This is a genomic window from Pseudomonas sp. WS 5021 (assembly GCF_012985535.1).
Taxonomy (GTDB): domain Bacteria; phylum Pseudomonadota; class Gammaproteobacteria; order Pseudomonadales; family Pseudomonadaceae; genus Aquipseudomonas.
On sequence record NZ_JAAQWP010000005.1, the window covers coordinates 413962 to 438034 of the forward strand.

At 61.1% G+C, this 24073-nt stretch carries 19 protein-coding genes; 6 read left to right on the top strand and 13 right to left on the bottom strand.

Annotated elements, in window-relative coordinates:
* Nucleotides 1-69 precede the first annotated feature (69 nt).
* The 3 genes from HBO19_RS18360 to HBO19_RS18370 form a co-directional block, all read right to left on the bottom strand.
* Entirely contained in the window at nucleotides 70-762 is a 693-nt protein-coding gene (locus HBO19_RS18360; protein ID WP_169957054.1) for an anti-sigma factor, read from the bottom strand.
* Nucleotides 759-1298, bottom strand: a complete 540-nt coding sequence (locus HBO19_RS18365) for a sigma-70 family RNA polymerase sigma factor (RefSeq protein ID WP_169957055.1) — start codon at nucleotides 1296-1298, stop codon at nucleotides 759-761. The genes HBO19_RS18360 and HBO19_RS18365 overlap by 4 nt, the downstream gene beginning before the upstream one ends.
* 91 nt (nucleotides 1299-1389) lie before the next feature.
* Entirely contained in the window at nucleotides 1390-1911 is a 522-nt protein-coding gene (locus HBO19_RS18370; RefSeq protein ID WP_169957056.1) for a DUF3455 domain-containing protein, read from the bottom strand.
* 203 nt (nucleotides 1912-2114) lie between these two features.
* On the opposite strand from HBO19_RS18370, the gene HBO19_RS18375 reads away from it, so the two are divergent.
* Nucleotides 2115-2900: a sulfite exporter TauE/SafE family protein gene (locus tag HBO19_RS18375; RefSeq protein ID WP_169957057.1), complete on the top strand. Its 786-nt coding sequence runs from the start codon at nucleotides 2115-2117 to the stop codon at nucleotides 2898-2900.
* 134 nt (nucleotides 2901-3034) lie between these two features.
* On the opposite strand, the gene pcsA is transcribed toward HBO19_RS18375, so the two are convergent.
* Entirely contained in the window at nucleotides 3035-3757 is a 723-nt protein-coding gene (pcsA, locus tag HBO19_RS18380; protein WP_169957058.1) for a phosphatidylcholine synthase, read from the bottom strand.
* A gap of 150 nt (nucleotides 3758-3907) precedes the next feature.
* Entirely contained in the window at nucleotides 3908-4846 is a 939-nt protein-coding gene (locus tag HBO19_RS18385; protein ID WP_170058027.1) for a class I SAM-dependent methyltransferase, read from the bottom strand.
* Between the two features lie 192 nt (nucleotides 4847-5038).
* Here HBO19_RS18385 and mdeB point away from each other — a divergent pair, with 192 nt between their 5' ends.
* The gene (mdeB, locus tag HBO19_RS18390; protein ID WP_170058028.1) at nucleotides 5039-7717 is read left to right on the top strand and encodes an alpha-ketoglutarate dehydrogenase; all 2679 of its coding nucleotides are present in this window, start codon (nucleotides 5039-5041) and stop codon (nucleotides 7715-7717) included.
* A 147-nt stretch (nucleotides 7718-7864) separates the two neighbouring features.
* On the opposite strand, the gene HBO19_RS18395 is transcribed toward mdeB, so the two are convergent.
* Nucleotides 7865-8353, bottom strand: coding sequence for a DUF1289 domain-containing protein (locus HBO19_RS18395; RefSeq protein WP_170043229.1), 489 nt, complete (start codon nucleotides 8351-8353; stop codon nucleotides 7865-7867).
* Between the two features lie 36 nt (nucleotides 8354-8389).
* A complete protein-coding gene (locus HBO19_RS18400) occupies nucleotides 8390-9280 on the bottom strand; it encodes a LysR substrate-binding domain-containing protein (RefSeq protein WP_170043230.1) in 891 nt (296 codons plus the stop codon).
* 112 nt (nucleotides 9281-9392) lie between these two features.
* Here HBO19_RS18400 and HBO19_RS18405 point away from each other — a divergent pair, with 112 nt between their 5' ends.
* A complete protein-coding gene (locus HBO19_RS18405; protein ID WP_170058029.1) occupies nucleotides 9393-10403 on the top strand; it encodes a zinc-binding alcohol dehydrogenase family protein in 1011 nt (336 codons plus the stop codon).
* Nucleotides 10404-10486: 83 nt separating this feature from the next.
* A complete protein-coding gene (locus tag HBO19_RS18410) occupies nucleotides 10487-10786 on the top strand; it encodes a putative quinol monooxygenase (RefSeq protein ID WP_169957065.1) in 300 nt (99 codons plus the stop codon).
* A 39-nt stretch (nucleotides 10787-10825) separates the two neighbouring features.
* On the opposite strand, the gene HBO19_RS18415 is transcribed toward HBO19_RS18410, so the two are convergent.
* On the bottom strand, nucleotides 10826-12076 hold the full coding sequence (locus tag HBO19_RS18415) for a ribonucleotide-diphosphate reductase subunit beta (RefSeq protein ID WP_169955302.1): 1251 nt from the start codon (nucleotides 12074-12076) through the stop codon (nucleotides 10826-10828).
* A 224-nt stretch (nucleotides 12077-12300) separates the two neighbouring features.
* Here HBO19_RS18415 and HBO19_RS18420 point away from each other — a divergent pair, with 224 nt between their 5' ends.
* Both HBO19_RS18420 and HBO19_RS18425 read left to right on the top strand, forming a co-directional pair.
* The gene (locus tag HBO19_RS18420; RefSeq protein WP_169955301.1) at nucleotides 12301-12768 is read left to right on the top strand and encodes a GNAT family N-acetyltransferase; all 468 of its coding nucleotides are present in this window, start codon (nucleotides 12301-12303) and stop codon (nucleotides 12766-12768) included.
* A gap of 151 nt (nucleotides 12769-12919) precedes the next feature.
* Nucleotides 12920-16678, top strand: coding sequence for a hypothetical protein (locus HBO19_RS18425; protein WP_170058030.1), 3759 nt, complete (start codon nucleotides 12920-12922; stop codon nucleotides 16676-16678).
* 2 nt (nucleotides 16679-16680) lie between these two features.
* On the opposite strand, the gene HBO19_RS18430 is transcribed toward HBO19_RS18425, so the two are convergent.
* The 5 genes from HBO19_RS18430 to HBO19_RS18450 form a co-directional block, all read right to left on the bottom strand.
* Nucleotides 16681-17469, bottom strand: a complete 789-nt coding sequence (locus tag HBO19_RS18430; RefSeq protein WP_170058031.1) for an ABC transporter ATP-binding protein — start codon at nucleotides 17467-17469, stop codon at nucleotides 16681-16683.
* 11 nt (nucleotides 17470-17480) lie between these two features.
* Nucleotides 17481-18242: an ABC transporter permease gene (locus tag HBO19_RS18435; protein ID WP_169955298.1), complete on the bottom strand. Its 762-nt coding sequence runs from the start codon at nucleotides 18240-18242 to the stop codon at nucleotides 17481-17483.
* 9 nt (nucleotides 18243-18251) lie between these two features.
* Nucleotides 18252-19013: an ABC transporter permease gene (locus HBO19_RS18440; RefSeq protein WP_169955297.1), complete on the bottom strand. Its 762-nt coding sequence runs from the start codon at nucleotides 19011-19013 to the stop codon at nucleotides 18252-18254.
* 205 nt (nucleotides 19014-19218) lie between these two features.
* Nucleotides 19219-21681 carry a TonB-dependent receptor gene (locus HBO19_RS18445; RefSeq protein WP_170058032.1) on the bottom strand — a complete coding sequence of 821 codons (2463 nt, stop codon included), beginning with the start codon at nucleotides 21679-21681 and terminating at the stop codon, nucleotides 19219-19221.
* Between the two features lie 152 nt (nucleotides 21682-21833).
* A complete protein-coding gene (locus HBO19_RS18450) occupies nucleotides 21834-24071 on the bottom strand; it encodes a TonB-dependent receptor (RefSeq protein WP_169955295.1) in 2238 nt (745 codons plus the stop codon).
* Nucleotides 24072-24073: the final 2 nt, after the last annotated feature.

Below are 24073 nucleotides of genomic sequence, written 5' to 3' on the forward strand. Positions count from 1 at the left end.
GCGTCAAGCGCCGCAGTTAAGGCGGCGTAAAACGCGGAGGATGGCGCGAGTCGGCGTTTTAATCCAGTGCTAGATCACCTTCACCGCGCGGCCAATCGCCTGGATCGGCCCGGTCGGCTTACCGGTCGGCGAGCCATTGGGGCCTTCCAGAGTCATCTCGAACAACTGGTTCGGCGCCAGCGGTGGCAGTTTGTCCAATGGGATCGACAGGCTCTGCCCCGGCTTGACCAGCCCCAGGGAAACCGGGGCTTGCCAGTCCTCACCCTTGGTCCAGAATTCCAGTGCCTTGTCCGCCGGTATTTCCATCACGCCCAGGGGGATCAGTTGGATTTGCTGACTGTCGCTGGCCTGGACCACCCAGCCGGGCGCCTGGCTTTGCGGGGCCATCAGCACCACCACGTAGGCGGTAGGGTTGACGGCAGCGGGGCGGGCCAGCAGCAGCGCGGCCAGGACCAGGCTGGCCAACAAGCCAGCACCGGCCAGGCCACGCCACAGCGCCAGCAGGTTCCACCACGGCACCGACGGCGTATCGCCCACCGCGCGATGGCCCAGGCTGCGCTCAATGCGCCGCCACAGGTAGGGCGACGGCGCCACCGGCGCGGCCAGTTCGGTCAGCGGCAACAGGCGCTGTTCCCAGGCATCCACCGCCGCCCGCAAGGGCCCATCGTGCTCCAGCCGTTGCTGCACGTGCAGGCGTTGCTCGGCTGCCAGGGTGCCCAGCACGTATTCGCTGGCCAGTTCGTCCAATTCGTCGGGAGTCATGCCATGCACTCACGCAAGGCCGCGAGGCTGCGTTTGATCCAGGCTTTGACAGTCCCCAGCGGGGTGCCCAGTTTCTGTGCGATTTCACTGTGGGACAGGCCGTCGACATACGCATGCAAGATACAACTGCGGCGCGACGGCTCCAGGTGTTCCAGGCACTGGTAAACCTTGGCGCTACGGGCGCGGTATTCGAAATGCGCGGCGCTGGATTCAGCCACCAGTGTGTGTTCATGCTCGTCGCTGAGCGCGACTTCACGGCCCGTTTTACGCATGACGTTGAGCGCCATATGCCGGGTCACGCTATACACCCAGCCACGGGCCGAACCCCGGCGCGGGTCGAAGCCGCCGGCGCCGTTCCAGATGTTGATAAACGCCTCATGCACGATGTCCTCCGCCAGCGCCGTATCCCGCGCAATGCGCTTGGCCACGCCGAGCAGCCGGGCGCAATCCTGTTCGTACAACTGACGCAAGGCGTGCTGTTCGCCGCGGGCGCAGGCCAACAGACAGGCTTCATAGTCAAAGAGAGGTTCGGGCAAGGACTGGGGCCGCCTTTTCAGGGTCAATCCCCGGCCGCGAATGGCCGGGGTGCTAGCGCAGCAGCTTAGACGAGTTTTTTTGCCAGGCGCATTATTTGGCCGCCCAGAAGATGTAGTCCGCCTGGTACTTCACCACTTCCTGCTTGCCCTTGTTGGCGGTGCTGCATTCGGCGCTCGGCGCCACGCCACCTTTGAGTGCCACGCGCTGGATATAGCTGACACCGCTCATTGCACCCTTGCCTTCGGCGGGGTTGGCCTTGACCAGTTGATAGGGCAGGTTGCCCGCGCTGGACGGCGCTACGGCCAGTTGCGTGCCGGTGACTTTCGAACCGTCCTGGGCCTGCCAGGTGGCGGGCGGGCCGAAGTAGGTACCCACCTGCTTGCCGCTACGATCATTGAGTACTGCCTTGGGGCCGACGAACACCCATTCGGTCTGGCCGGCAGCGTTGGCCTTGTCGCGGCATTCGTAGGTGATTTCGCCGACACCCGTGGTTTGCATGGTCACCTTGTGGCCATCCGGCACTTTGATGCTGTCGGGCAGGGTGGCCTGGGCAAAGGCTGTTGGGGCGGCGATAAGCAGGCAGGTCAGGCAGAGCAGGGGTTTAGTGTTCATTGGTGTCTCTCCATAAGGGTGAACAGCAAAGCAGCGCAAGGGCTACTTCCTGTACTACTCATGGCGCGGCTGACTGGATGCACGGCGCGACAAATAAATCTGTGAGCTGAAAAAGGAATAAAGTCAGATCGTATTGATATAAGTCGTTATAAGAAAAATCGCTATGCTGCCGCCAGAATTTTATAAGGCCGCAGGTAGTTGTAATGGATGTGGGTAATTTTGGTTTTGTAGTTGCAGGCCTGATCGTTGGTTTTATCGTCGGTATGACCGGCGTCGGGGGTGGGTCGCTGATGACTCCGATCCTGTTGTGGTTTGGCATCAACCCGGCCACGGCCGTGGGCACCGACCTGCTGTATGCAGCCATCACCAAGTCCGGCGGGGTGCTGGTGCATGGCAAGAACAAGAATATCGACTGGACCATCACCGGCTGGCTGACCCTGGGCAGCGTGCCGGCGGTGTTGCTGACGTTGTGGTTCCTCAAGAGCCTGCACACCGATCCGAGCGCGATGAACGAGGTGATCAAGCAAGCCCTGGGTGTGGTGCTGTTGCTGACGGCCCTGGCGATTCTGTTCAAGAAAAAACTCTTGGCCTTTGCCCAGCACCATGCAGGCGACCACTACCATATGAGCCCGCGCAACCTCAACGGGCTGACGGTATTCACCGGCGCGATCCTCGGCACCATGGTCGCCCTGACGTCCATCGGTGCCGGCGCCCTGGGCACCGTGGCGCTGTTTATCCTGTACCCGTTCCTGGCCACCAAACGCCTGGTGGGCACTGAAATCGCCCACGCAGTCCCGCTGACCCTGGTCGCCGGCCTAGGGCACGCGAGCATGGGCAACATGGACTGGCATTTGTTGGGGTTCTTGCTGATGGGGTCGCTGCCGGGGATCTACGTTGGCAGCCACATGTCAGGCCGGGTGCCGGACGAACTGCTGCGCCCGTGCCTGGCGGTGATGCTGGGGTTGATTGGTTTCAAGCTGGCGTTCTGACCCTGCCCACACTCTGTTATCGATCGCAGGGTGTCAGGTACCGAGCGTTATATTGAGGATTATCGCTGGCAAGCCAGCTCCTACAAGGGATTGTGCTTTTGTAGGAGCCGGCTTGCCGGCGATGGCGCCGCACATCATGCCTTACGCGATTTATCCAACCACTCCACTGCCGTGCGCCAGATACAAATCCCCAGGAAGTACGCCGACATCAACAACCACAGGCCCATGGTCAACGTGTTGGTGTACGGCCGGTCGATCACCAGCAACAGGCTGCACAGCAGCCACACCGTGGTCACCGCAATATTGATCGGCATAAAGCGCTTGACCCGGAACGGGTGCAGGAACTTCATCGGCGTGACTGTCAGCAGCGCCAGGCCGATCACCGTGGCCAGGGTGATCCAGGCGTCCGGATCGATGATGTAGACGCACAGCGCCACCACGTTCCAGGCCGCCGGGAAGCCTTGGAAGTAGTTGTCCTTGCTCTTCATATTGACGTTGCAGAAGCAGAACAGCGATGACACCAGGATCACCGAGACGGTGAACAGATGGGTGAAGTCCGGCAGGTCGATATAGCGGTAGATGAACAGCGCCGGGATAAACACATACGTCAGGTAATCGATCACCAGGTCGAGCACCGAGCCATCGAAGCTTGGCAACACGGTCTGCACATTGACCCGCCGCGCCAGCGACCCGTCCACGCCGTCCACGATCAACGCCAGGCCCAGCCACAGCAGGCAGGCCTTGGGCTGGTTCTCCAGCAGCGCCAGCGTCGCGAGGAAGGCCAGCACCACGCCGGTGGCGGTAAAACCATGGGCGCCCCAGGCTTTGAGTCTGGCTACATGCAGGGTCGATATCACAGGGGCGTTCTCCAAAAGGTGAAACAGGGCAGCCGACGGCGAGTTAGCGTCGAATCTGGCCAAGGGATGCAAGTATCGACCGGGAAGGTGGGGATAAGGTTCACCACCACGGCGTTAGGTCTAGGGTAGCAAGCGTTGACGGATTCGGCATCAGCCCTGACGGAACACCAGGGCCTTCAAGCCACTTTGCGGATCGATATCAGGAAATTCCGGCGGGTTTGCCAGGCGCTGCTCAAAGCGCAGCCCCGGTGCTTCGCGGGTGACGCCCTCGATGAGGAAATCTTCGCCCAGCGCCGGGTCATTCATGCAGGCCAGTACCGTGCCTCGGGGCGTCAGCAGGTCCGGCAGGCGGCGTAGTACGCGCTGGTAATCCTTGGTCAGCAGGAAGCTGCCTTTCTGGAAGGACGGCGGATCGATGATCACCAGGTCATAGGGGCCGTTGCCGGTGACCTTGGCCCAGGACTTGAACAAGTCGTGCCCCAGGAAACTCACCTTGCCCAGGTCATGGCCATTGAGCCGGTGGTTGTCGCGACCCCGGCTCAGGGCGCCACGGGCCATATCCAGGTTGACCACATGCTCGGCGCCGCCCTCGATGGCGGCCACGGAAAACCCGCAGGTGTAGGCAAACAGGTTCAATACCCGCAGGCCATGGGCGTGCTCGCGCACCCAGTTGCGCCCGTAGCGCATATCCAGAAACAGCCCGCTGTTCTGCTTTTTGCCCAGGTCGATGCGATAACGCAGGCCGCCTTCGGTGATGGTCAATTCGTCGACCATCTGCCCCCACAACCATTCGGTGGTGCTTTGCGGCAGGTAGCGATGTTGCAGGGCCAGGGTGTGGGCGCCGGCCTGTTGCCATTCGCAGCTTTCGCACAGCTCACGCAACTGGTGTTGCAAGGCTTGCAACTGCGCAGGCTCTGGCTCCTTGAACAACGAGACCAGCACCACGCCTTGCAGCCAATCCACGGTCAATTGTTCCAGGCCCGGCCAGCAGCGGCCCCGGCCGTGGAACAGGCGCCGGGTTTCTGTGGGCACGTCGCGCAGGGCTTCGAGCAAATGGGAATGGAGCAGGGCGAGGGCGTCTGGGGTCATCGGGCAGCGTCGATCATTAAACGGGCGGCATTTTAAACACAATTGCGGTGTTTCAGGTGGTTGGAGCACAACGTGCTTTTAATCAGCTGTGTTTAAGCGTTTTGTGCTGCAAATCGCCGCGCCACCTGGCCAGAACAGTCAAAAAATCCTTTTGGGCAGACATAAACTGGAAAAAACAGCTCGGAGGTGCCCATGAACGGTTTCGTAAAGACAGTCAATCAAACAGCCATTGACCAGCAAGAGCTCACCGAGTGGCGCGATGCCCTGGACTCCCTGGTGCGCCACGCCGGCCCCGAACGTGCGCGGGAGATCCTCGATATGCTGGCCGACGCCGGCAACACCCCAGCCATCGGCTGGAAGCCGCGCCATGGCACGCCCTACATCAACAGCATCAGTGTTGCCCAGCAGCCGCACTTTCCCGGCGACCTGGCCACCGAAGAGCGCCTGGCCTCGCTGGTGCGCTGGAACGCCCTGGCCATGGTGGTGCGCGCCAACCAGGCCTATGGCGAATTGGGTGGCCATATCGCCAGCTATGCCAGCGCGGCGGACCTGTTCGAGGTGGGCTTCAACCATTTTTTCCGTGCGCGCCACGACAACGTCGGCGGCGACCTGGTGTTCTACCAGCCGCATTCCGCGCCTGGTATTTACGCGCGGGCGTTTCTTGAAGGCCGCTTGAGCGAGCAGGACCTGGCCCACTATCGCCAGGAGCTGGGCGCCGTCAAGGCCGGTGCCCGTGGCCTGTCCAGCTATCCGCACCCGTGGTTGATGCCGGACTTCTGGCAGTTCCCCACCGGCTCCATGGGGATTGGCCCGATCAGTTCGATTTTCCAGGCGCGCTTTATGCGTTACCTGCACCATCGTGGCTTGCAGGACACCACCGACCGCCACGTCTGGGGCGTGTTCGGCGACGGCGAGATGGACGAGCCGGAAAGCATGTCGGCCCTGACCCTGGCGGCCCGCGAAGGCCTGGACAACCTGACCTGGGTGGTCAACTGCAACCTGCAGCGCCTCGATGGCCCGGTGCGTGGCAATGGGCGGATCATTGACGAACTGGAGGCGCTGTTTGCCGGTGCTGGCTGGAACGTGATCAAGCTGGTGTGGGGTTCGGATTGGGACGCCTTGCTGGCCAAGGATGAGGATGGTGCGTTGGTGCGCACCTTGTCCCAGACCGTGGACGGGCAGTTCCAGACCTTTGCCGCCAAGGACGGTGCCTATAACCGCGAGCACTTCTTCGGCCAGAGTGAGTCCCTGGCCAAACTGGTGGCCGGCTTGAGCGACGAGCAGATCGACCGTCTCAAGCGCGGCGGCCACGACATGCTGAAAATCCATGCGGCCTATCACGCCGCGCGGCGGGTCAAGGGGCGCCCCACGGTGATCCTGGCCCAGACCAAGAAGGGCTTTGGCATGGGCGAAGCCGGGCAGGGCAAGATGACCACCCACCAACAGAAAAAACTCGACCGCGATGCGCTGATCGCCTTTCGCAACCGCTTCCAGTTGCCCTTGAGCGACGAGCAGACCGAATCCCTGAGCTTCTACAAACCCGCCGCCGACAGCGCAGAGATGCGCTACCTGCACCAGCGTCGCGCCGCCCTCGGCGGTTATGTGCCCAGCCGCAGCCAGCACGCCGAGCCGGTGCCTGTGCCGCCGGTGAGTGGCTACGGCGGCTTCGCGACCCAGGCCGAAGGCAAGGAAATGTCCACTACCATGGCCTTTGTGCGCATGCTCAGCAATTTGCTGAAGGACAAGGCCCTGGGCCCGCGGATCGTGCCGATTGTCGCCGACGAGGCACGTACCTTCGGCATGGCCAACCTGTTCAAGCAGATCGGCATCTACTCCAGCGTCGGCCAGCGCTACGAGCCCGAGGACATCGGCTCGATCCTCAGCTATCGCGAAGCCACCGACGGGCAGATCCTTGAGGAAGGCATCAGCGAAGCCAGTGCTATCAGTTCCTGGGTCGCGGCGGCTACCAGTTACTCGGTGCATGGCTTGCGCATGCTGCCGTTCTACATCTACTACTCGATGTTCGGCTTCCAGCGCGTGGGCGATCTGATCTGGGCCGCCGCCGACCAGCGCGCCCGGGGCTTTTTGCTCGGCGCCACGGCAGGGCGGACCACCTTGGGCGGCGAGGGCTTGCAGCATCAGGACGGCAGCAGCCATCTGATGGCCGCGACTGTGCCCAACTGCCGCGCTTACGACCCGGCATTCGCCGGCGAATTTGCGGTGATTCTCGACCATGGCATGCGCCAGATGCTTGAGCACGATGTGGACGAGTTCTACTACGTGACCCTGATGAACGAAAACTACCCGCAGCCGAGCCTGCCCGAGGGCGTCGAAGCGGCGATCATCAAGGGCATGTACCGCCTCGATGGCAGCGCCGGGGCCAAGGTGCGCCTGCTCGGCTCCGGCACCCTGGTGCGCGAGGCCCAGGCCGCCGCGCAGTTGCTGGCAGACGATTGGCAGATCGCCAGCGAGGTGTTCAGCGTGACCAGCTTCAGCGAACTGGCCCGCGATGCGCGCGAGGTGGAGCGCTGGAACCGCCTGCATCCGCTACAAGAACCGCAGCGCAGCCACCTGGCGACCTGCCTGCCCGAGGGTGCGCCAGTGGTTGCAGTGTCGGACTACGTACGCGCCGTGCCACAGATGATCGGTTCCTACCTGGGTTCCAGCTACACCGTGCTGGGCACCGATGGCTTCGGGCGCAGCGACACCCGTGCGGCGTTGCGCGACTTCTTCGAGGTGGACCGCCACCACATCGTGCTTGCCGCGCTGGCCGCCCTGGTGGAGCAGGGCAGCCTGGAGGCGCAGGTGTGCCAGCAGGCGATTGAACGGTACGGCCTGCACACCGAGCGTGCGGCGTCGTGGACCCACTGACACCTCAAGGTATATGAGGACTCATTGTAGGAGCGGGCTTGCCCGCGATGGCGTAGTGTCAGTTGATGCATAGGTGACTGACCCACCGCCATCGCGGGCAAGCCCGCTCCCACACAAGCCCGCTCCCACAGGGGTTTGTGGTGTGCTTTAGAGAGTGGCTATCAACTGAGGCCCAAACGCCTCACGCAAAAAATCCGGCGCGATATAGCGCTGGTAATGCGCCTCCGATAGCAGGAAAAACTCCCGATCAATCGCATCACGCAAATCCGCCAGGTGCCGCTCACGAAACTCGGGCAGCAACACCAACCCGTACGCATCCAGCCGGGAAATCACCCGTGCGCCCCTGGCAATCAACTGATAGGCCCAGCAATACGGCGACTGGTGCGGCATAAAGCGGATCTTGCGCTCCTCCAACTGTTGGCGCAGGCGCGCAGGATCAAACACCTCCAGCTTGCTGGCCATGACCTGCACCAGCAACTGTTCGAGGCGCAGCCAGACCGCTTGTTTTTCCTCGGCGCTGTAGCCATTCCACTGAATGACTTCATGGTGATAGCGCTTGCAGCCACGGCACACCAGGTCGCCATACACGGTGGAACACAGGCCGACGCACGGCGTCTTGATGGTTTGATTGGACATAAAAACCGCGTCTTTCCTAATCCACTACAAAAGGGTTCACGGGCGCTCCATGGCGCTGAACTGTTGGTTCAACCATTGATACAACTGGGTGACCGCCCGCGACATCTGCCCGCGATGGGGGCAGGCGAAACTCAAGGGGTACACATCCCCGGCAATCTCTGGCAGCAGCACCACCAAGCGCTGCGCCTGGACATCGGCGTACACATCCAGCCAGGTCTTGTAGGCGATGCCTTCGCCGGCCACGGCCCAGCGCCGTACCACATCGGCGTCGTCGCTGAACAAGGGGCCCGCGACCTGCACGGTCTGCCCGCCCAACTCCCAGCGGTCATGCAGACGACTGTTTTGCAGGTACAGCAGGCACGGGTGGTGCGTCAGTTCGTCGGTGGACGCGGGGGCGCCGTGGCGCGCCACGTAGTCCGGCGAGGCCACCAGCACCCGGCGGTTCCAGGGCGCCAGGGGCAGGGCGATGTAGTTGGCGTCCTCGTTCCAGCCATAACGCAGAGCCACGTCCACCGGGTCGCGAAACAGGTTGGTGACCTGGTCCGACACCAAAAAGCGCAAGGTCAGTTCTGGATGCAGGCGGCGGAACTCGGTGAGCATCGGCAGCAGGATGTTGCGCCCCAGGTCCGACGGCGCGGCGATCTGCAACGTGCCCCGCAGCGGCGCGTCATCGCCGCGCAAGCGTTCGCGGCCCAGCTCCAACTGCTCCAACACGCTGCGGGCGGTGGGCAGGTACTGTTCGCCTTCGGCGCTCAAGCGCAGGCTGCGGGTGGTGCGGGTAAACAGCCGTACTTCCAGTTCCCGCTCCAGGCGCTTGATCGCTGCCGCGACCTGGCCCGGCAACAGGTTGGCCTCCACCGCAGCGGCGGTAAAACTGCCCAGGGCGGCGCTGCGCAGGAACAGCCCGAGATCATCGATGCGGATCATTTTCACTCCAGCAATGAAAGTGTTGCTGCATTTTGTCGATTTTTCTTCGTCCTGGGAACGGTAAAAATGCACGCCATCGAGGGCCATCGTCCCTCATCACTCGTGAGTTCCCATGAAAGCAATCACCTTTACCGAACATGGCCTGCCCATTGACGACCCACGTTCGCTGATCGACGTGAACATCAACGCCCCCCAGCCAGGCCCTCGGGACCTGCTGGTGGAAGTGCAGGCTGTGGCGGTCAACCCGATCGATACCAAGGTGCGCGCTGGTACCTACGCCCAGGAATCGAAAATCCTCGGCTGGGATGCAGCGGGTATCGTGCGCCAGGTCGGTAGCGACGTGAGCTTGTTCAAGCCAGGCGATGCGGTGTACTACGCAGGTTCCTTGATCCGCGCAGGCAGCTACAGCGAATTCCAGGTGGTCGATGAGCGCATCGTTGGCCACCGGCCACGCACGCTGGACGCGGCCCACGCCGCTGCCTTGCCGCTGACTTCGATCACTGCCTGGGAGTTGCTGTTCGACCGCCTTGGTGTGACTGAAGGCGCAGGCGAGGGTGATGTGCTGTTGGTGGTCGGGGCCGGTGGTGGCGTGGGGTCGATCCTGGTGCAACTGGCCCGCCAACTCACCAACATGACCGTGATCGGCACCGCCTCGCGCCCGGAGACCATCGAGTGGGTCCAGCGCATGGGCGCCCATCATGTGATCGACCATAGCCAGCCCATGCTGGCCCAGCTCCAGGCATTGGGGGTCGATGGGGTCAGCCATGTCGCCAGCCTCACCCATACCGAGGAGTACCTGGCGCAATTGGTCGAAGTGCTGCGCCCCCAAGGGCGGCTGGGGTTGATCGATGACCCGGACAGCCTGGACGTCATGCCGCTCAAGCTCAAATCCCTGTCCTTGCACTGGGAGCTGATGTTCACCCGCTCGCTGTTTGAAACGGCGGATATGATCCAGCAGCACCACCTGCTCAACCGGGTGGCGCAGTTGATCGACCAAGGCGTGTTGCACACCACTCTCGGTGCGCATTTTGGTGCGATCAACGCGGCCAACATGCGCAGCGCCCATGCCCTGGTGGAAAGCGGCCAGGCGCGGGGCAAGATTGTGCTTGAGGATTTCCAATGAACACCCTGATCAAAGCCCTGGGCTTATCGCTGTGTGTAATGCTCGCCGCATGCGCCAGCCAACCTACCAATGGAGTCGCCAGCATGAGCAAACCCCTGATATCCATCGCCGTACTCAAGGCCAAGCCGGGCCAGGAACAAGCGCTCAAGGCCGGCCTGCTGGCCTTGGTCGAGCCGACCCGCACCGAGCCAGGCAACCTGGATTATGTGCTGTTCGAACTGCGTGATGAGCCAGGCACGTTCTATATGCGTGAAGCGTTCAAGAACCAGGCGGCCCTCGATGCGCATTTTGCGATGCCGTACTTCCAGCGCTTTGCCGCCACGGCGGATGACTTGCTGCTGGAACCTCTGAAGCTGATCTTTCTTGAGCAAGTCTCCAACTGATGCGTGCGCCATCGCCGGCAAGCCGGCGATGGCCTGCGATCAATCCCAGCTCAACGCCCCACCGGTCTGATACTCGATCACCCGGGTCTCAAAGAAGTTCTTCTCTTTCTTCAAGTCCATGATCTCGCTCATCCACGGGAACGGGTTGGTGGTGCCTGGGTATTCTTCCTTCAAGCCGATCTGCGACAGACGACGGTTGGCGATGAACTTGAGGTAGTCCTCCATCATTGCCGCGTTCATGCCCAACACGCCGCGCGGCATGGTGTCGCGAGCGTATTCGATCTCCAGCTGGGTCCCTTGCAGGATCATCTGGGTCGCTTCTTCCTTCATCTCGGCATCCCACAGGTGTGGGTTTTCGATTTTGATCTGGTTGATCACGTCGATGCCGAAGTTCAGGTGCATCGACTCATCGCGCAGGATGTACTGGAACTGCTCGGCCACGCCGGTCATTTTGTTGCGTCGGCCCATGGACAGGATCTGGGTGAAGCCGCAATAGAAGAAGATGCCTTCCAGCACGCAGTAGTAGGCGACCAGGTTGCGCAGCAGTTCTTTGTCGGTGTCGACGGTGCCGGTCTCGAATTTCGGATCGGAGATAGAACGTGTGTATTTCAGGCCCCAGGCGGCTTTTTTCGCGACCGACGGGATCTCGTGGTACATGTTGAAGATCTCGCCTTCATCCATGGCCAGCGATTCGATGCAGTACTGATAGGCGTGGGTGTGGATCGCTTCTTCGAAGGCCTGGCGCAGGATGTACTGGCGGCACTCCGGGTTGGTGATCAGGCGGTACACGGCCAGCACCAGGTTGTTGGCGACCAACGAATCGGCGGTGGAGAAGAAACCCAGGTTACGCATGACGATGCGACGTTCGTCGTCGGTCAGGCCTTCGGGGTTTTTCCACAGGGCGATGTCGGCGGTCATGTTGACCTCTTGCGGCATCCAGTGGTTGGCGCAGCCGTCGAGGTACTTCTGCCAGGCCCAGTCGTACTTGAAGGGCACGAGTTGGTTGAGGTCGGCGCGGCAGTTGATCATGCGTTTTTCGTCAACGGCGACACGGGCGGAGGCGCCTTCCAACTCGGCGAGGCCTTCGGCGACGTCGAGTTTGTCCAGGGCGGCCTTGGCGCGCACGATGGCGGCGGAGTCATTGGCGGTGACGGCGCGGGCCTCGATGGCGGCGGCGGCGCCGGCACCGTCGAGGCGGTCCATGTTGGCTTCGGTGGCGTGGCCGGCGTTGGCGCCACGGATCACGGCTGCACCGGTGTCTTCGGTGTCGACTTCATCCCAACTCAGCATGAAATACTCCTTCCTGGTCTGTTCTGACGGTGTGTGAGACCGTCCAAAAAACTTGATAGTTGCCGGCATCGCACACTATGTAGTGGTCGGCTGCGTGTGTGGGCACACTATATGGTGTGTGGGAAAGCTGGTCAACGCACAAGATGTGCGGTCTTCGGTCGCTGCCCGGCGCAAGATCAGCTATAACGCCTGGGTTTATTGGCCCTGCTCGGAATCTCAAAGGAATGAAAAATCTACTGATCCGCCCAGCCACCCAGGACGACGCCGAGAGCATCTTCCAGGTGCATAAAAACTCCGTCGAAAACCTGTGCACCGCCGACTATGGTGCCGAACAGATCGCCATGTGGCTTGATGGCCGCTCCCCTGAGACTTACCGCCCGGCCATCGCCGCCGGCAACCTGTGGCTGGCCTGCAGCGATGTGCTCCAGGGCTTCGTGGAGATCGAGGGTCTGGAAGTCAGCAAGTTGTTTATTCGTGGCGAGGCGGCCGGGCAGGGGGTGGGTAAGCGCCTGTTGGCCGAGGCTTTGCAGCAGATCGCCGCAGCCGGGCATACCAGCGCCTACCTGGAAGCGACCCTGACCGCCGAAAAATTCTACGCCGCGTGCGGTTTTCGCAAGATTGGCGAAGGCACCTTCAGCCGTGGCAACAGCCCGGTGTCTATCGAGATCATCAAGATGGCGCGCATTCTGTAGTGAGGGGCGCGCTGCATTTGGTAATACCTTGTGGTTTGCTCTCAGATTTGTCTGTCAGGGTGGCATTGCGTCTGGTGCTAGGTTTTATCACTCCAGGAGCCCTTCACATAAAAGGATATTGAATGAACAAAACCTGTTAGCTGGAGTGATTATGCACGTATCGTCCCTGCCCAATACCTTGTCGTTTATTAGACAAAATCAGTCCGCTCAAACCGCCCCTCCAACTTCCCATGAAGAACGTCGAGAACCATCATCGGGGCAACTGACGACGCAGAACGATGTACCAGACAAGCGCCGCCTGCGTAGGGGAGTACCGGCGGCAGCTGTTCGCGAGACGGGCAGCGCAGATGATTTTTTTTCAAAAGTAGAAAGTGTCAAACAAAGCCAGGGCCGAGTGGCCTATATGCGAGGGTATAACTCACCGGGGTCAGTGCCGCTGCCGGCTGGTTATTCGGATTTGATGAGTAGTTCCGAGTTTTATAAAATGGCATTGCAGCCCGGGGTGACCGATGAGCAATTAGGCATGCTCAAACACTTGGCCGAAAAGCGCACTATTATCAAAACACAAGAAAGGGTGATGGAGTTTTCGAACGTAGTTTCGGGTAAAGAAACTAAGTTGACACCCATGCCGCAAAGTTATTATCTGGCAATGATTAACCAATCGAGCGACGGAGAGTGTGCGGGCATATCGCACCTGCTGTCCTTGGCGACAAGGGAGGGCAAGGCTGATATTTTCCTGGGCAATATTTACCAGGCGCTGGCTTCTCCTGATACGCCTGAATCTCAAGCATTCTTTGCTGCAGTTGCCAGGGCCCAGAAGTACGCCGGGTATGCCGACAAGGCTCATGATCCGGCCACTGACAGGCTCGGGTCTTACAAGTCAATCGTAGCGCAGCTCCTCAAAGCCCCAGCCCCGACGACGTTGATTATTTCTGCCAGTGGGCATCGTCTATCGGCAGGAGTGACGGCGGGAGCGGACGGTAAACGGACCTATTACTACGCCGACCCCAATATTGGCTTGGTCAGGTTTTCTTCTGCCAAGGCATTTGAAAGCGGAATGAAAAAAATCTTTACCGATCCAGATCTGAAAAAATTAATTAGGCCATACAACAACGATCTGGATAACCCTAAATACAGGTTCAGCGTATTTAATCCAGAGCATGTCTCGGGGATTAGACCGACGTCCACGCGGATGCAACTGGCATATAATGCGCCCTTGGCCGATCTTGATACGATAAAAGTAGTTGATAGTGCGCACCTGCCTTCCTCGGCTGATTTTAGAAAACATGCAAGGCCTGTTGCGGGTATGGAAGCTGCGGTTTATCAAAATGTTCTGGAAAGCGTGGACAACATACATGCCAAGAAAGGTATGGCCCAGTATCACGCCACCTTCGATTCATTGAAAACCGTTCAGGGCTTTATAAAACAGTACCCCGGTTCCCCGTACATTGGCAGCATGCAGGGGCTTGAGCAAAAGTTGCTGCGCACCTTAGCCCAAGCAACCCCACCTCCCGGTTATCCGTACATCGACAAAGAGATGCAGCGCGATCGCCAGTTGTTTGCCACACACCAGGGGGGGACGCCTCTTGCCAGGATGGCTGCACCCGCTGTCATCAACAATACGGGGGAAGTGCAGCGCCTTCAGGCCCTCGATGACAGCCAGGCGCCGATCCGTATCGGCACCCTGGATATCAGTCGCGTCGATCTTTACAAAATGGGCATCCATATCCACGGCAAGCCGATAGTTGCTCAGCCTGCAGGTGACCCGAATGGCAAGCTGTTGGCCAATAACCTGCAAATTGATTTTGCGCGTTTCAAGGCATGGTCCGATTCCGGTGATGTTCGGTTCAGTGACCAGGCAACCAAGCTGTTCTTTGAAATTGCGATTCATCGTGATCCGTCCGCTGGACCGCTGATCCCCAGTACCGAAGTGTCGAAGGTGCCTGACAACTTCGAAAAGCAGATGCAGCAAGTGCACAAGATTTCGGCTCAGATTCAAGAGATGGTTCGCACTAAACAAGCGATGCCTGCGAATTTCTTTGATGCAGGTGGGGTGGACAAGTTTGGAAAAACGCGGGCTGCCGGCTTGGGTTTCCAGGCATTCAGTACATTCCAGGGGCTGCGCAGCGCGATAGAGTCTTTTCACAATGGAGACGTGACCCAAGGCAGTATCAGTTTAGGTGCAGTGGCTGCCCAGTATGGGGGCGACGCGATTGGGGCTTCGCTCAACAAGTTGGGGCAAAGTGTCATTCATAAGGCTGCGCCTTCGATCATGGGATTTAAAGCGTCGAGTGTTGGGCAACTGATTGGCAAAGTCGGCACCGGGGCGGGTGCGGCGGTCAGCGTGCCGTTTGATATCTACAGTGCTGTCGATTCCTTTAAAAAGGCCAGTAAGAGCAGCGGTGCTCAAGCCCAGGACCATTATGTTGACGGTGCTTTCGCGGTGGCCAACGCCGCGACCTCGGTAACGTTGGGCGCCGCATTCATGATGGGGGCGGCGTCGGCTGGGCCGGTGGGCCTGGTCGTGGCCGGGACGCTCATGATGAGCCAGATGATTTACCACTCCGTGCGCAGCGTGGAAGACCTGGATAAGGTCACGCCGCTTTCGGGCGAACAAAAGGCCGTCACCGGTGTGAGGGCGTTCCTGGGTCTGGAGCCTGGATTTGATGTGCTCAAGCCTTACCTGCAGACCCAATACACCCACGAAATCGATGAGCAACGCCAAGCTCGCTATAAAGCGTTCCTGAGCGGTGATGCAAAGAACACCTTCGAGCGGGTGGTCTACGGCTCGTCGCAGGTTGAGGTCAAGCAAGTGGACGGCAAAGTCCCACTGACGCCAAGAGTCTGGTTTTCGCCGGTCACCTGGCTGCTGAATCTGATTCCAGTACCCGGCAAGGTCCCGTCGGTGGCGGTTCGTGATGGCACTGACCGGGTAGGCGTGGATGAAAGCTATTCATCATTTAACGGCAAACCGGTCAAACAGGTTGAAGGCGAGTTGGGTGATGGAAAAGCCACGTTATGGGACCTGGGTGGTGGTGATGATTATGTAAGAGGGGTGGAAAACAAACCCAACGTCTTCTTGCTAGGTACCGGCAAGAAGGTGGTCAGTGGCGGGCGCGCTGATGACACGGTGGTCATGAATGCCGATGCACGCCAGACACTGGAGCGGGCGCGGGAGGTCGAGAAAACGGGAAACAAAGATTTCAGTCCCAGGCAAATATCCCTGGAGGGTGGCGAGGGACGTAACACCCTGGTTTTTTCTGGAGAATTAAGTTCGCCACGCGACGATGTTGGAAAGAAAGAAAGTGTCAGCTACGTAGGGCATGTCATTAATCTGAAAGACCATAGCGTCTCGGTAAAAACTGAAAAATCCAACACCGAGGGGGTGAAAAAAATCGCCAGTGTGCAGAACTTTTCCAATGTCACCACGGTGAAGAACGGCGAAAGTTATGTTCAAGGTGATGATCAGAATAATTTGCTGACCCTCAATGGCCGCGAGGACATTGCCCGCACAGGCAAGGGGGCCGATGTCGTGGTGATCAATGGGGGGGCCAGGGTGGTCGCTGAAGGCGGCAGCAATACGTACATCATCAATAAGGGGTCAGGCAGTGTTCACATTGAAGACCTGCAGGGCAGTACCGTTCAACTGGACTACACCGACGCCCAAATCTCGGACTGGCAGGTGACGCCCGCGGGGGATCTGAAGGTGACCTTGGACGGCGGCACTGCCGAGCAACGCCGGTCCGTCGAGTTCAAGGGGGCTTTTTCCAATGACCCGAAAGACCAAGGCAAGTCACGGCCAGTATTCATCACCAGCGATGGGGTGATGATGAGTGTCATTGACCCGCGCAAGCCGGGATCATCCACAGGCACGCCACAGATCCAGCGCCTGAAGGTTGCGGCGGGCTGACCTCAGTGGCCTGTCAGCTCCTCCAGCAATTGCCGCTTGTGCTGTTGCAGCACCGCTGAAGCACGATCCCGTGGGTGGGGTAGGTCGACACGGATCTCGTGCTTGATCCGCCCCGGATGGGCGTCCATCACAATCACCCGGTCGCCCAGGTACAGTGCTTCTTCGATGTCATGGGTGACCATCAGCACCGTGCAGCGCTGCTGCACCCAGATGCGCTGCAGTTCCCGTTGCAGGTGCACGCGGGTCAGGGCGTCGAGGGCGCCGAGCGGTTCGTCCAGCAGCAGGACCTTGGGCTTGTTGATCAGCGCCCGGGCAATCGCGGCGCGTTGCGCCATGCCGCCGGACAACTGATGGGGGTACGCATTCTCGAAACCGCCGAGGTTGACCAGGGCGATGTGCTCGGCCACCTGGCGGTTTTTCTCGGCCTGGGGCAGGTCATGGTTTTTCAGGGCCAGGGCGATGTTCTGGCTGACGGTCATCCACGGGAACAACCGGTGGTCCTGGAACACGATGCCGCGCTCCAGGCTGGTGGCGGCGATGCGTTTGCCATCGAGCAGGATATCGCCCTCGTACTCGGCCTCCAGGCCGACAATCAGGCGCAGCAAGGTGGATTTGCCGCAGCCACTGGCGCCGACGATGCTGACGAACTCGCCGGGTTGCACGTCGAGGTGAATATTGTGCAGCACCGGCAACGAGCGGCCTTCGATCCGGTAGGCCTTGTTCAGGCCGCGAATCTGCAAGGCGCCGGTTTGCAGGTGCTGGTGTAAGGCGTGGTGAGCGATTGCATTCATGTCAGGGCCTTTCAACGAAGGTGGCGCCAGCGCAGCAGGTGGCGCACGAGGCGGTTAAACAACAGGGTCATGAGGTAGCCGAGCAGGCCGATGCACAACACGCAGAGCACGATGACTTCCATGCGCGAGCCGGCCTCGGCATTCATCATCAAGTTGCCCAGGCCCGCTGCGGAAGACAGGAATAACTCGCTGCCAATCGTCGTGACCCAGGCAAAGGCCAGGGCGTGCAAAACGCCGGTCGCGATGCTCGGCAGCGCGGCCGGCAGCAGCACCTGGGTGAAGCGCTGCACGGGGCTCAGCACCAGCACCAGGCCCACTTCGCGGTAACGCTGCTCGACATGGGTAAAGCCCTGCCAGGTGTTCAGCACCATCGGGTAAAACGCGGCCAGGCTGACGATCAGCACCTTGGAGAACTCGCCATTGCCGAACCACATGGCGATGAGCGGGATCCAGCCAAGCATCGGCACCTGGCGAATGCTATGGAACAGCGGCCCGATCAAGCGGTTGGCCACGCTGGACAACGCCATCAGCACCCCTAACGCCACGCCGAACACAATGCCCAGGGCCAGGCCGCTGCTGGTGCGCGCCAGGCTCGCCAGCAGGTTGACCAGCAACTCGCCGTTGCCGAGCATATCCAGCAAGGCCGTGCCAATCGCCGACAGCGGCACGAACGCATAGGCACCGGCCGCGCCCTGGCGCGAGGCGTATTCCCAGGCAAGGACCAGCAGCAGCGGGAGCAACAGCCCGCGGGACTTTTTCAGCAGGTTCGTCATAGAGGGCTCCTAGCGCGTCTGCCAGCGAAACAGGCGCTGTTCGATATGGCGCAACAGGTAGTCGATGGCAAAGCCGATCACGCCGGTGACCACCACCCCGACCATCACAATGTCGATGCGCAGCATCTGCCGGGCCATCTCGATCATCTGCCCCAGGCCGCTGTCGGCCGCCAGCAACTCGGTGGCCACCAGCACCACCCAGGCGCGGGTCAGGCTGATGCGAAAACCGGTGATGATCGGCGGCGCGGCGGCGGGCAGGGCCACCAGGCGCACAAAGCTCGGCCAGCGCAGGCGGTACACGTCGGCGACCTCGAAGTAGCTGCGCGGGATGCCCTTGACCCCTTCGCCGGCCGCCAGGGCCACCGGGAAAAACGCGGTCTTGGCCACGATGATGATCTTGAAGGTTTCATCGATGCCAAACAGCAGCACGAACATCGGAATCAAGGCGATGCTGGGGATCTGGCGCAGGGTATGGAACAGCGGCCCGCAATAAGCCTCGACGGTTTTCGACAAAGCCATCAACACGCCAAAGCCCAGGCCACACAGCGAGCCGATAGCAAAGCCAATGCCCAGCCGTGACAGGCTGTTGCCCAGGTGTTCCTGCAACTCGCCGCTGGCCAGCAGATCGGCAAAGGTCTGCAGCACCTGCGCGGGCGGCACCAGCAGGTTGCGCGGGAACAGCCCCAGGTGCGCGACCCACGCCCACACTGCCAGCAAGGCCAGGGGGGAGATCAGCCAGGTAAGAGGGTTCAGTAAGTGATTCAGGCGCATGGCAGGTCTTATTTCAGCGAAGTACCCAGCCACCATCGCAAGACATGTGCCATAAACCCGTAAACCCTGTAGGAGCCCGGCTTGCCGGCGATGGCGCCCTTCTGCCATGCGCAGGGCATGAGGCCGCAATCGCCGGCAAGCCGGCTCCGACAGGGGGAAATGGTGGTTGGGTGCTGCTGTGGCAACACCCGTTCAGCAGTCGCGTCTAGAAGTCGTAACTCACGCTGGTGTAGTAGAACGCGCCCTGGGCACCTTCTGGGCTGGTGATCGAGTAGATCGGCACGCCGTACAACTGCGCGCCATCGGCCTTGTCCGGGTGGCTGTCGAACAGGTTGATCGCGCCTACCGAGACCTTCAGGCCCTTGTCGAAGGTGTACGACAGGTCCACGTCCGTGACCCACTGCGGGCTGTAGGTCTGGTCCAGGCTGGGGTTGGTGGCATTGCGGCTGATCCATTGGCCATAGCGGCGTTGGGCAACCGTCAGGCCCCAGTTCTCATACAGCCAGTTGGCGCTCAGGGTCAGTTTGGTTTCTGGCGTGCCTTCTTCGATCAGGCCCTGGGTGTTGCGCCCGACAATCTGCGATCCCTTGATATTGCCCACGTCGCGCAACGCCGTGATTGTGGTGCGGTTCTTCGCAAAGCCGCTGCTCAGGTTCAGGCGCCCCCATTGCTGCAGGTTCCACTGATAGTTGCCGGTCAGCTCGATACCATCGGTGCGCGTATCGGCGACGTTGGTGTAGAACGCCGCGCTCTGGATATTGGCGTAGGGCGTGCCGGCAAAAATCGGCGTGACCACCGCAGACGGCAGTTGGTCGGAGAGGGTGATGCGGTTGTCGATATTGATCCGGTACGCATCCACCGTCACCGAGGCGTTGTCCAGCGGGCGCCATACCAGGCCCAGGGAGTAGTTGGTGGACTCCTCGGGCTTGAGTGCCTTGCCGCCCAGCAACCGCGCTTCCTGGCTGTCGGCGCGCAGGGTGCGTTGCTGCACTTCCACATAGTTGCCGCTGCCGGGCGGCTGTTCCACCACCTGCACGCTGAACGACGACATGCCGCTCTGCACCAGCGACGGCGCGCGGTAGCCGGTGCTGGCGGTGGCGCGCGCGGCGATCTGTGGGGTGAAGTCGTAGCGCAGCGACAGCTTGCCGTTGGTGGTGTCGCCGAAGTCCGAATAGTGCTCGGTACGCACTGCCACCCCGGCCTGGAATTTCTCGGTGACCTGACCTTCGACATCGATATAGGCGCCCAGCACCTTGCGCTCCAGGGACGCGGCATCGACCTGGGTGATGCCCGAGTAATACCCAGGGATGCGGCGCCCGGTGATCGGGTCGACCGTGTTGAACAGCGGCCCGTTCTGCCAGCCCGCCGCATCACCGGCACTCAGTTGGTAGTTCTCCTTGCGCCAGGCCAGGCCGGCGGACAGGGTCAGCGGCTTGAACAGCAGGTCGGTGGGGAAGTCGCGCACCCAGTCCAGGGTCAGGTTGGTCTGCTCGTTTTCGCGCTGGCCGGTGTAGATATTCGACGGGCTGTTGGTGCCCCAACTGGGGTTGATCGCATTGCGATCGGTGGATTCGAGCGTGTTGTTACCGTGGTTCAGCGCCAGGTCGAACTTGCCCAGTTGCTCGTGCTCGTAGCGCAGGCCGCCGGTCACCGCATAGTCCTGCAGACTGTAGCGCGTCACCGGCAGGCGCCCGTCGGGGTAACGCTGCAACGCGGTACTGCCGTAGTTGCTGCGCAGGGTGGTCGGCGGGTCGAAGAAACCTTCGGCGTCGGTGTTCTTGTGGGCGTAAGTGGCAAACCCATAGGCGGTCAGGCCGTCGCCGACGCCGATCTCACTGTTGGCCACGAAGTTGTACTGGTCGGAGACATTGCCCGAGCCCCAGCGCCAGGTGCGGTAGCGGTTGTTCTGTTCCCGGGGCGTGTTGATGCTGGTGGAACCTTGATAGAAGATCCGGTTGTCGGGGTTGGTGTCGCTGGCCGGATCCTGGCTGCCGGCGTCGAAGCTCAGGGTCAGGAAACCGTCGTTGGGTAGGCTGAAGCCTTTCCAGCCGCTGAGTTTGCGCTGGATACCATCGCCCTTGTCATAGCCGCCAAAACGGTAGCCGACGTTGCCGCCGTCGTCGTTTTCCTTGAGCACGATATTGATCACCCCGGCGATGGCATCCGAGCCGTATTGCGCCGCCGCGCCGTCACGCAGGATCTCCACGCGCTGGATCGCACTCAGGGGGATCAGGCTCAAATCCACCGCCGCTGCGCCCCGGCCATTGACCAGGCTTTGGCGGGTGATATTGGCGCTGCTGTGGCGGCGCTTGCCGTTGACCAGCACCAGCACCTGGTCCGACGCCAGGCCGCGCAGCGATGCGCCTTGGGCGATAGAGCCGGCGAAGGCACCCTGGGGTGACTGCGGGAAATTGAACGACGGCGACAGGGCGGTCAGCGCGCCAGACAGGTCGCTGGCGCCGGTCTCTTGCAGTTGCTCGCCGGACAGCACATCCACCGGCGCGGCGCTTTGCAGGGCGGTCAGGTCGCTGCGGCGGGTGCCCAGTACCACCACGGTGTCGAGGTGGTCGGCCTTGGCCGTGGGTTGGATTGGTGCGGCAATGGCGGGCACGGCAAGGCTGCCCAGGACCAGCGCGATGGCGCCGGCCAGTGGAGTGTGCTGGAACATAAACGTATTCCTTTCAAACAAGGCTGGCCCTCCAAACAATGCAGATCACCTGTAGGAGCCCGGCAAGCCTGCGATGGCGAGCTCAAGGACGCTATCGCAGGCAAGCCTGGCTCCTACAGTGGGTCTGTGTTGTTTGGGAGAGGGGCTTGGGCTTAGAAACGGCTGGTCACGCTCACGCCCACGGTGCGTGGGTCGCCGTAGGTGATCACGTACTGCCCCAGTCCACCGTTTGGCCTGCCATGCACCTGGTAGCGGCGGTCAGTGAGGTTGTTGACGAAGCCGGTGACGCTGAGTTTTTCATCGGCGCTGTACCAGCTCAGGCGGCTATTGACCAGGGTGTAGTGGGGTTGGCTGAGGGTCTTGTCGGCGCTGCTCTGGCGGTCGGCGAGGAAGTATTCCTTGTCGCGGAAACTGGCGTCGGCCCCGGCCACCAACTTGCCGCCGATCTGCAGCGCGATGGTGTAGTCGCCACCCACCGACACCACATTGCGCGGCGAGCGCACAAAGCTGTTGCCGCTGTAGTCACCGGTGACCGCGCCGGTGTTGGGGTTGGTGTTCTTGAAGTCGGTGTATTCGGTATCGAGGAACGACACCGCCGCCCGCAGGTGCAGGGAGTCGGTGGGCTGGCCTTCCAGTTCCAGCTCGGCGCCCTTGACCTTGCCTTTGGCGCCATTGGTCAGGGCCGTGGTCAGCACGCCGTTGTTGACTGTCAGCAGGTTGACCTGAATATCCGAATAGTCGTAGTAGAAAATGTTCGCGTTGGCGGTCAGGCGGCGGTTGAACCACTCGGACTTGACCCCGAACTCATAGGCGTCGAGTTGTTCCGGGTCCACCGTGGTCAACTGCGCCAGGCTGGTGGACAGCCCGGTGTTGAAACCACCGGAACGGAAGCCGTGGGCATAGCGAAAGAACACTCGTACGTTGTCATTGATCCGGTATTCGGGCGTGACATCGTAGGTCCAGGCTTCCCAGGTCTTGTTCTCCTGGCGGCTGCCATTGGTGCCGCTGCCGGCCAGGGGCACCAGCGGGCCGTTGGCGGTATTGCGGGTCAGTTGGGTGAGGTTCAGGTCGATGTCTTTCTTTTCCTGGGTCCAGCGCAGGCCGCCGGTCACGGTGAAGTTGTCGGTGAAGTCGTAGGTCAGGTTGCCAAACAGCGCGTAGCTGTTGGTCTTGTGGTCGTAATTGAGATCCCGCAGGTCGGTCGCGCCATTGATCTGGTTGGAACCGGTGCCATTGGGCGTCGGGCCGGGGGCAATGAAACGTCCGCCGCTGCTGTCCAGGTCTTCGTGGAAGTAGTGCGCACCGGCCAGCCAGCGCAAGGTTTCCTGCTGCGGCGAGGCCAGGCGGATTTCCTGGGAATACTGGGTGTATTTGTTATCGCTGGTGGACGTGCCGTTGACCTCATAAGGCGTGTAGTCGGCATCGCTGCTGGACTGGCCGCGAATGTAGTCATAGGCGCTGATGGAGGTGAGGGTGTAGTCGCCCAGGTGCCAATTGAGGGTCAGGGACGTGCCGTCATGGTTGAGCTTGGAATCGTCCTTGACGTTGAGCGCGATATTACGGCCTTCGGGGCGCTGGTAGCCGACGTTGTAGTAGCGGCCCAGGGTCAGTGCCCCGTTGGAACCGTCGCCCTTGAACTCGCGGCTGTGGATCTTCAGCAGCGCGTCCAGGTCCGGGTTGAGCTGGGCAAGGAACTGCAGGCGCACGGCCTTTTTGTTGACGTCGCCGTAGGTGTGATCGTCCACCAGGTTTTTCTGGAAGCCGTCGCGCTCCTCGGAGTACAGCGAGATCCGCGCGGCGAGTTTTTCGTCCACCAGCGCGCCGCCAAGGGCGCCGCTGAGGATCCTTTCATTCTTGCTGCCAAAGCCGATGGTGCCGAAACCGTCAGTGTCGAACGCGGGTTTTTTCGAAATGATATTCACCGCGCCCGCCGTGGTGTTCTTGCCATACAGGGTGCCCTGGGGCCCGCGCAGGATCTCGATGCGCTCCAGGTCAAACAGCGGGCCGCCGCCGGCAATCGGCGCGTTGAGGTAAACGTCATCGGCATAAATGCCCACTGGGTACACCGTGGCCGCCCCGGTGTCGCCGGTGCCCAGGCCGCGGATGTACCAGCGTGGGCGGCCGTCGCCGTCGGGGTTCTTCGCCGAGGCGTTGGGAATGAAAGTGGTGATGTCGCCCATCGAGCGCACGCCGTCGGCCACGATGCTGGTGCCCTGGACCGCCGACACGGCCACCGGCACCTCTTGCAAGGTCTGCTCCCGGTGTTGCGCGGTGACGGTGACGGTCTTGAGTGCCGGCTCGTTTTCAGTGTCGGCTGCCAGCACGTAATCGCTGCCAGTGAACAGCAATGCGAGCCACAAGCCCTTGGTGATTGGATTAAGTTTGTGCATGT

What these genes read in the sequence shown, in the direction of transcription:
- HBO19_RS18360 (WP_169957054.1), bottom strand. Translation starts at nt 762, where the DNA reads ATGACTCCCGACGAATTGGACGAACTGGCCAGCGAATACGTGCTGGGC.
- HBO19_RS18370 (WP_169957056.1), bottom strand. Translation starts at nt 1,911, where the DNA reads ATGAACACTAAACCCCTGCTCTGCCTGACCTGCCTGCTTATCGCCGCC.
- HBO19_RS18375 (WP_169957057.1), top strand. Translation starts at nt 2,115, where the DNA reads ATGGATGTGGGTAATTTTGGTTTTGTAGTTGCAGGCCTGATCGTTGGT.
- HBO19_RS18385 (WP_170058027.1), bottom strand. Translation starts at nt 4,846, where the DNA reads ATGACCCCAGACGCCCTCGCCCTGCTCCATTCCCATTTGCTCGAAGCC.
- mdeB (WP_170058028.1), top strand. Translation starts at nt 5,039, where the DNA reads ATGAACGGTTTCGTAAAGACAGTCAATCAAACAGCCATTGACCAGCAA.
- HBO19_RS18395 (WP_170043229.1), bottom strand. Translation starts at nt 8,353, where the DNA reads ATGTCCAATCAAACCATCAAGACGCCGTGCGTCGGCCTGTGTTCCACC.
- HBO19_RS18400 (WP_170043230.1), bottom strand. Translation starts at nt 9,280, where the DNA reads ATGATCCGCATCGATGATCTCGGGCTGTTCCTGCGCAGCGCCGCCCTG.
- HBO19_RS18405 (WP_170058029.1), top strand. Translation starts at nt 9,393, where the DNA reads ATGAAAGCAATCACCTTTACCGAACATGGCCTGCCCATTGACGACCCA.
- HBO19_RS18410 (WP_169957065.1), top strand. Translation starts at nt 10,487, where the DNA reads ATGAGCAAACCCCTGATATCCATCGCCGTACTCAAGGCCAAGCCGGGC.
- HBO19_RS18415 (WP_169955302.1), bottom strand. Translation starts at nt 12,076, where the DNA reads ATGCTGAGTTGGGATGAAGTCGACACCGAAGACACCGGTGCAGCCGTG.
- HBO19_RS18420 (WP_169955301.1), top strand. Translation starts at nt 12,301, where the DNA reads ATGAAAAATCTACTGATCCGCCCAGCCACCCAGGACGACGCCGAGAGC.
- HBO19_RS18425 (WP_170058030.1), top strand. Translation starts at nt 12,920, where the DNA reads ATGCACGTATCGTCCCTGCCCAATACCTTGTCGTTTATTAGACAAAAT.
- HBO19_RS18430 (WP_170058031.1), bottom strand. Translation starts at nt 17,469, where the DNA reads ATGAATGCAATCGCTCACCACGCCTTACACCAGCACCTGCAAACCGGC.
- HBO19_RS18435 (WP_169955298.1), bottom strand. Translation starts at nt 18,242, where the DNA reads ATGACGAACCTGCTGAAAAAGTCCCGCGGGCTGTTGCTCCCGCTGCTG.
- HBO19_RS18440 (WP_169955297.1), bottom strand. Translation starts at nt 19,013, where the DNA reads ATGCGCCTGAATCACTTACTGAACCCTCTTACCTGGCTGATCTCCCCC.
- HBO19_RS18445 (WP_170058032.1), bottom strand. Translation starts at nt 21,681, where the DNA reads ATGTTCCAGCACACTCCACTGGCCGGCGCCATCGCGCTGGTCCTGGGC.
- HBO19_RS18450 (WP_169955295.1), bottom strand. Translation starts at nt 24,071, where the DNA reads ATGCACAAACTTAATCCAATCACCAAGGGCTTGTGGCTCGCATTGCTG.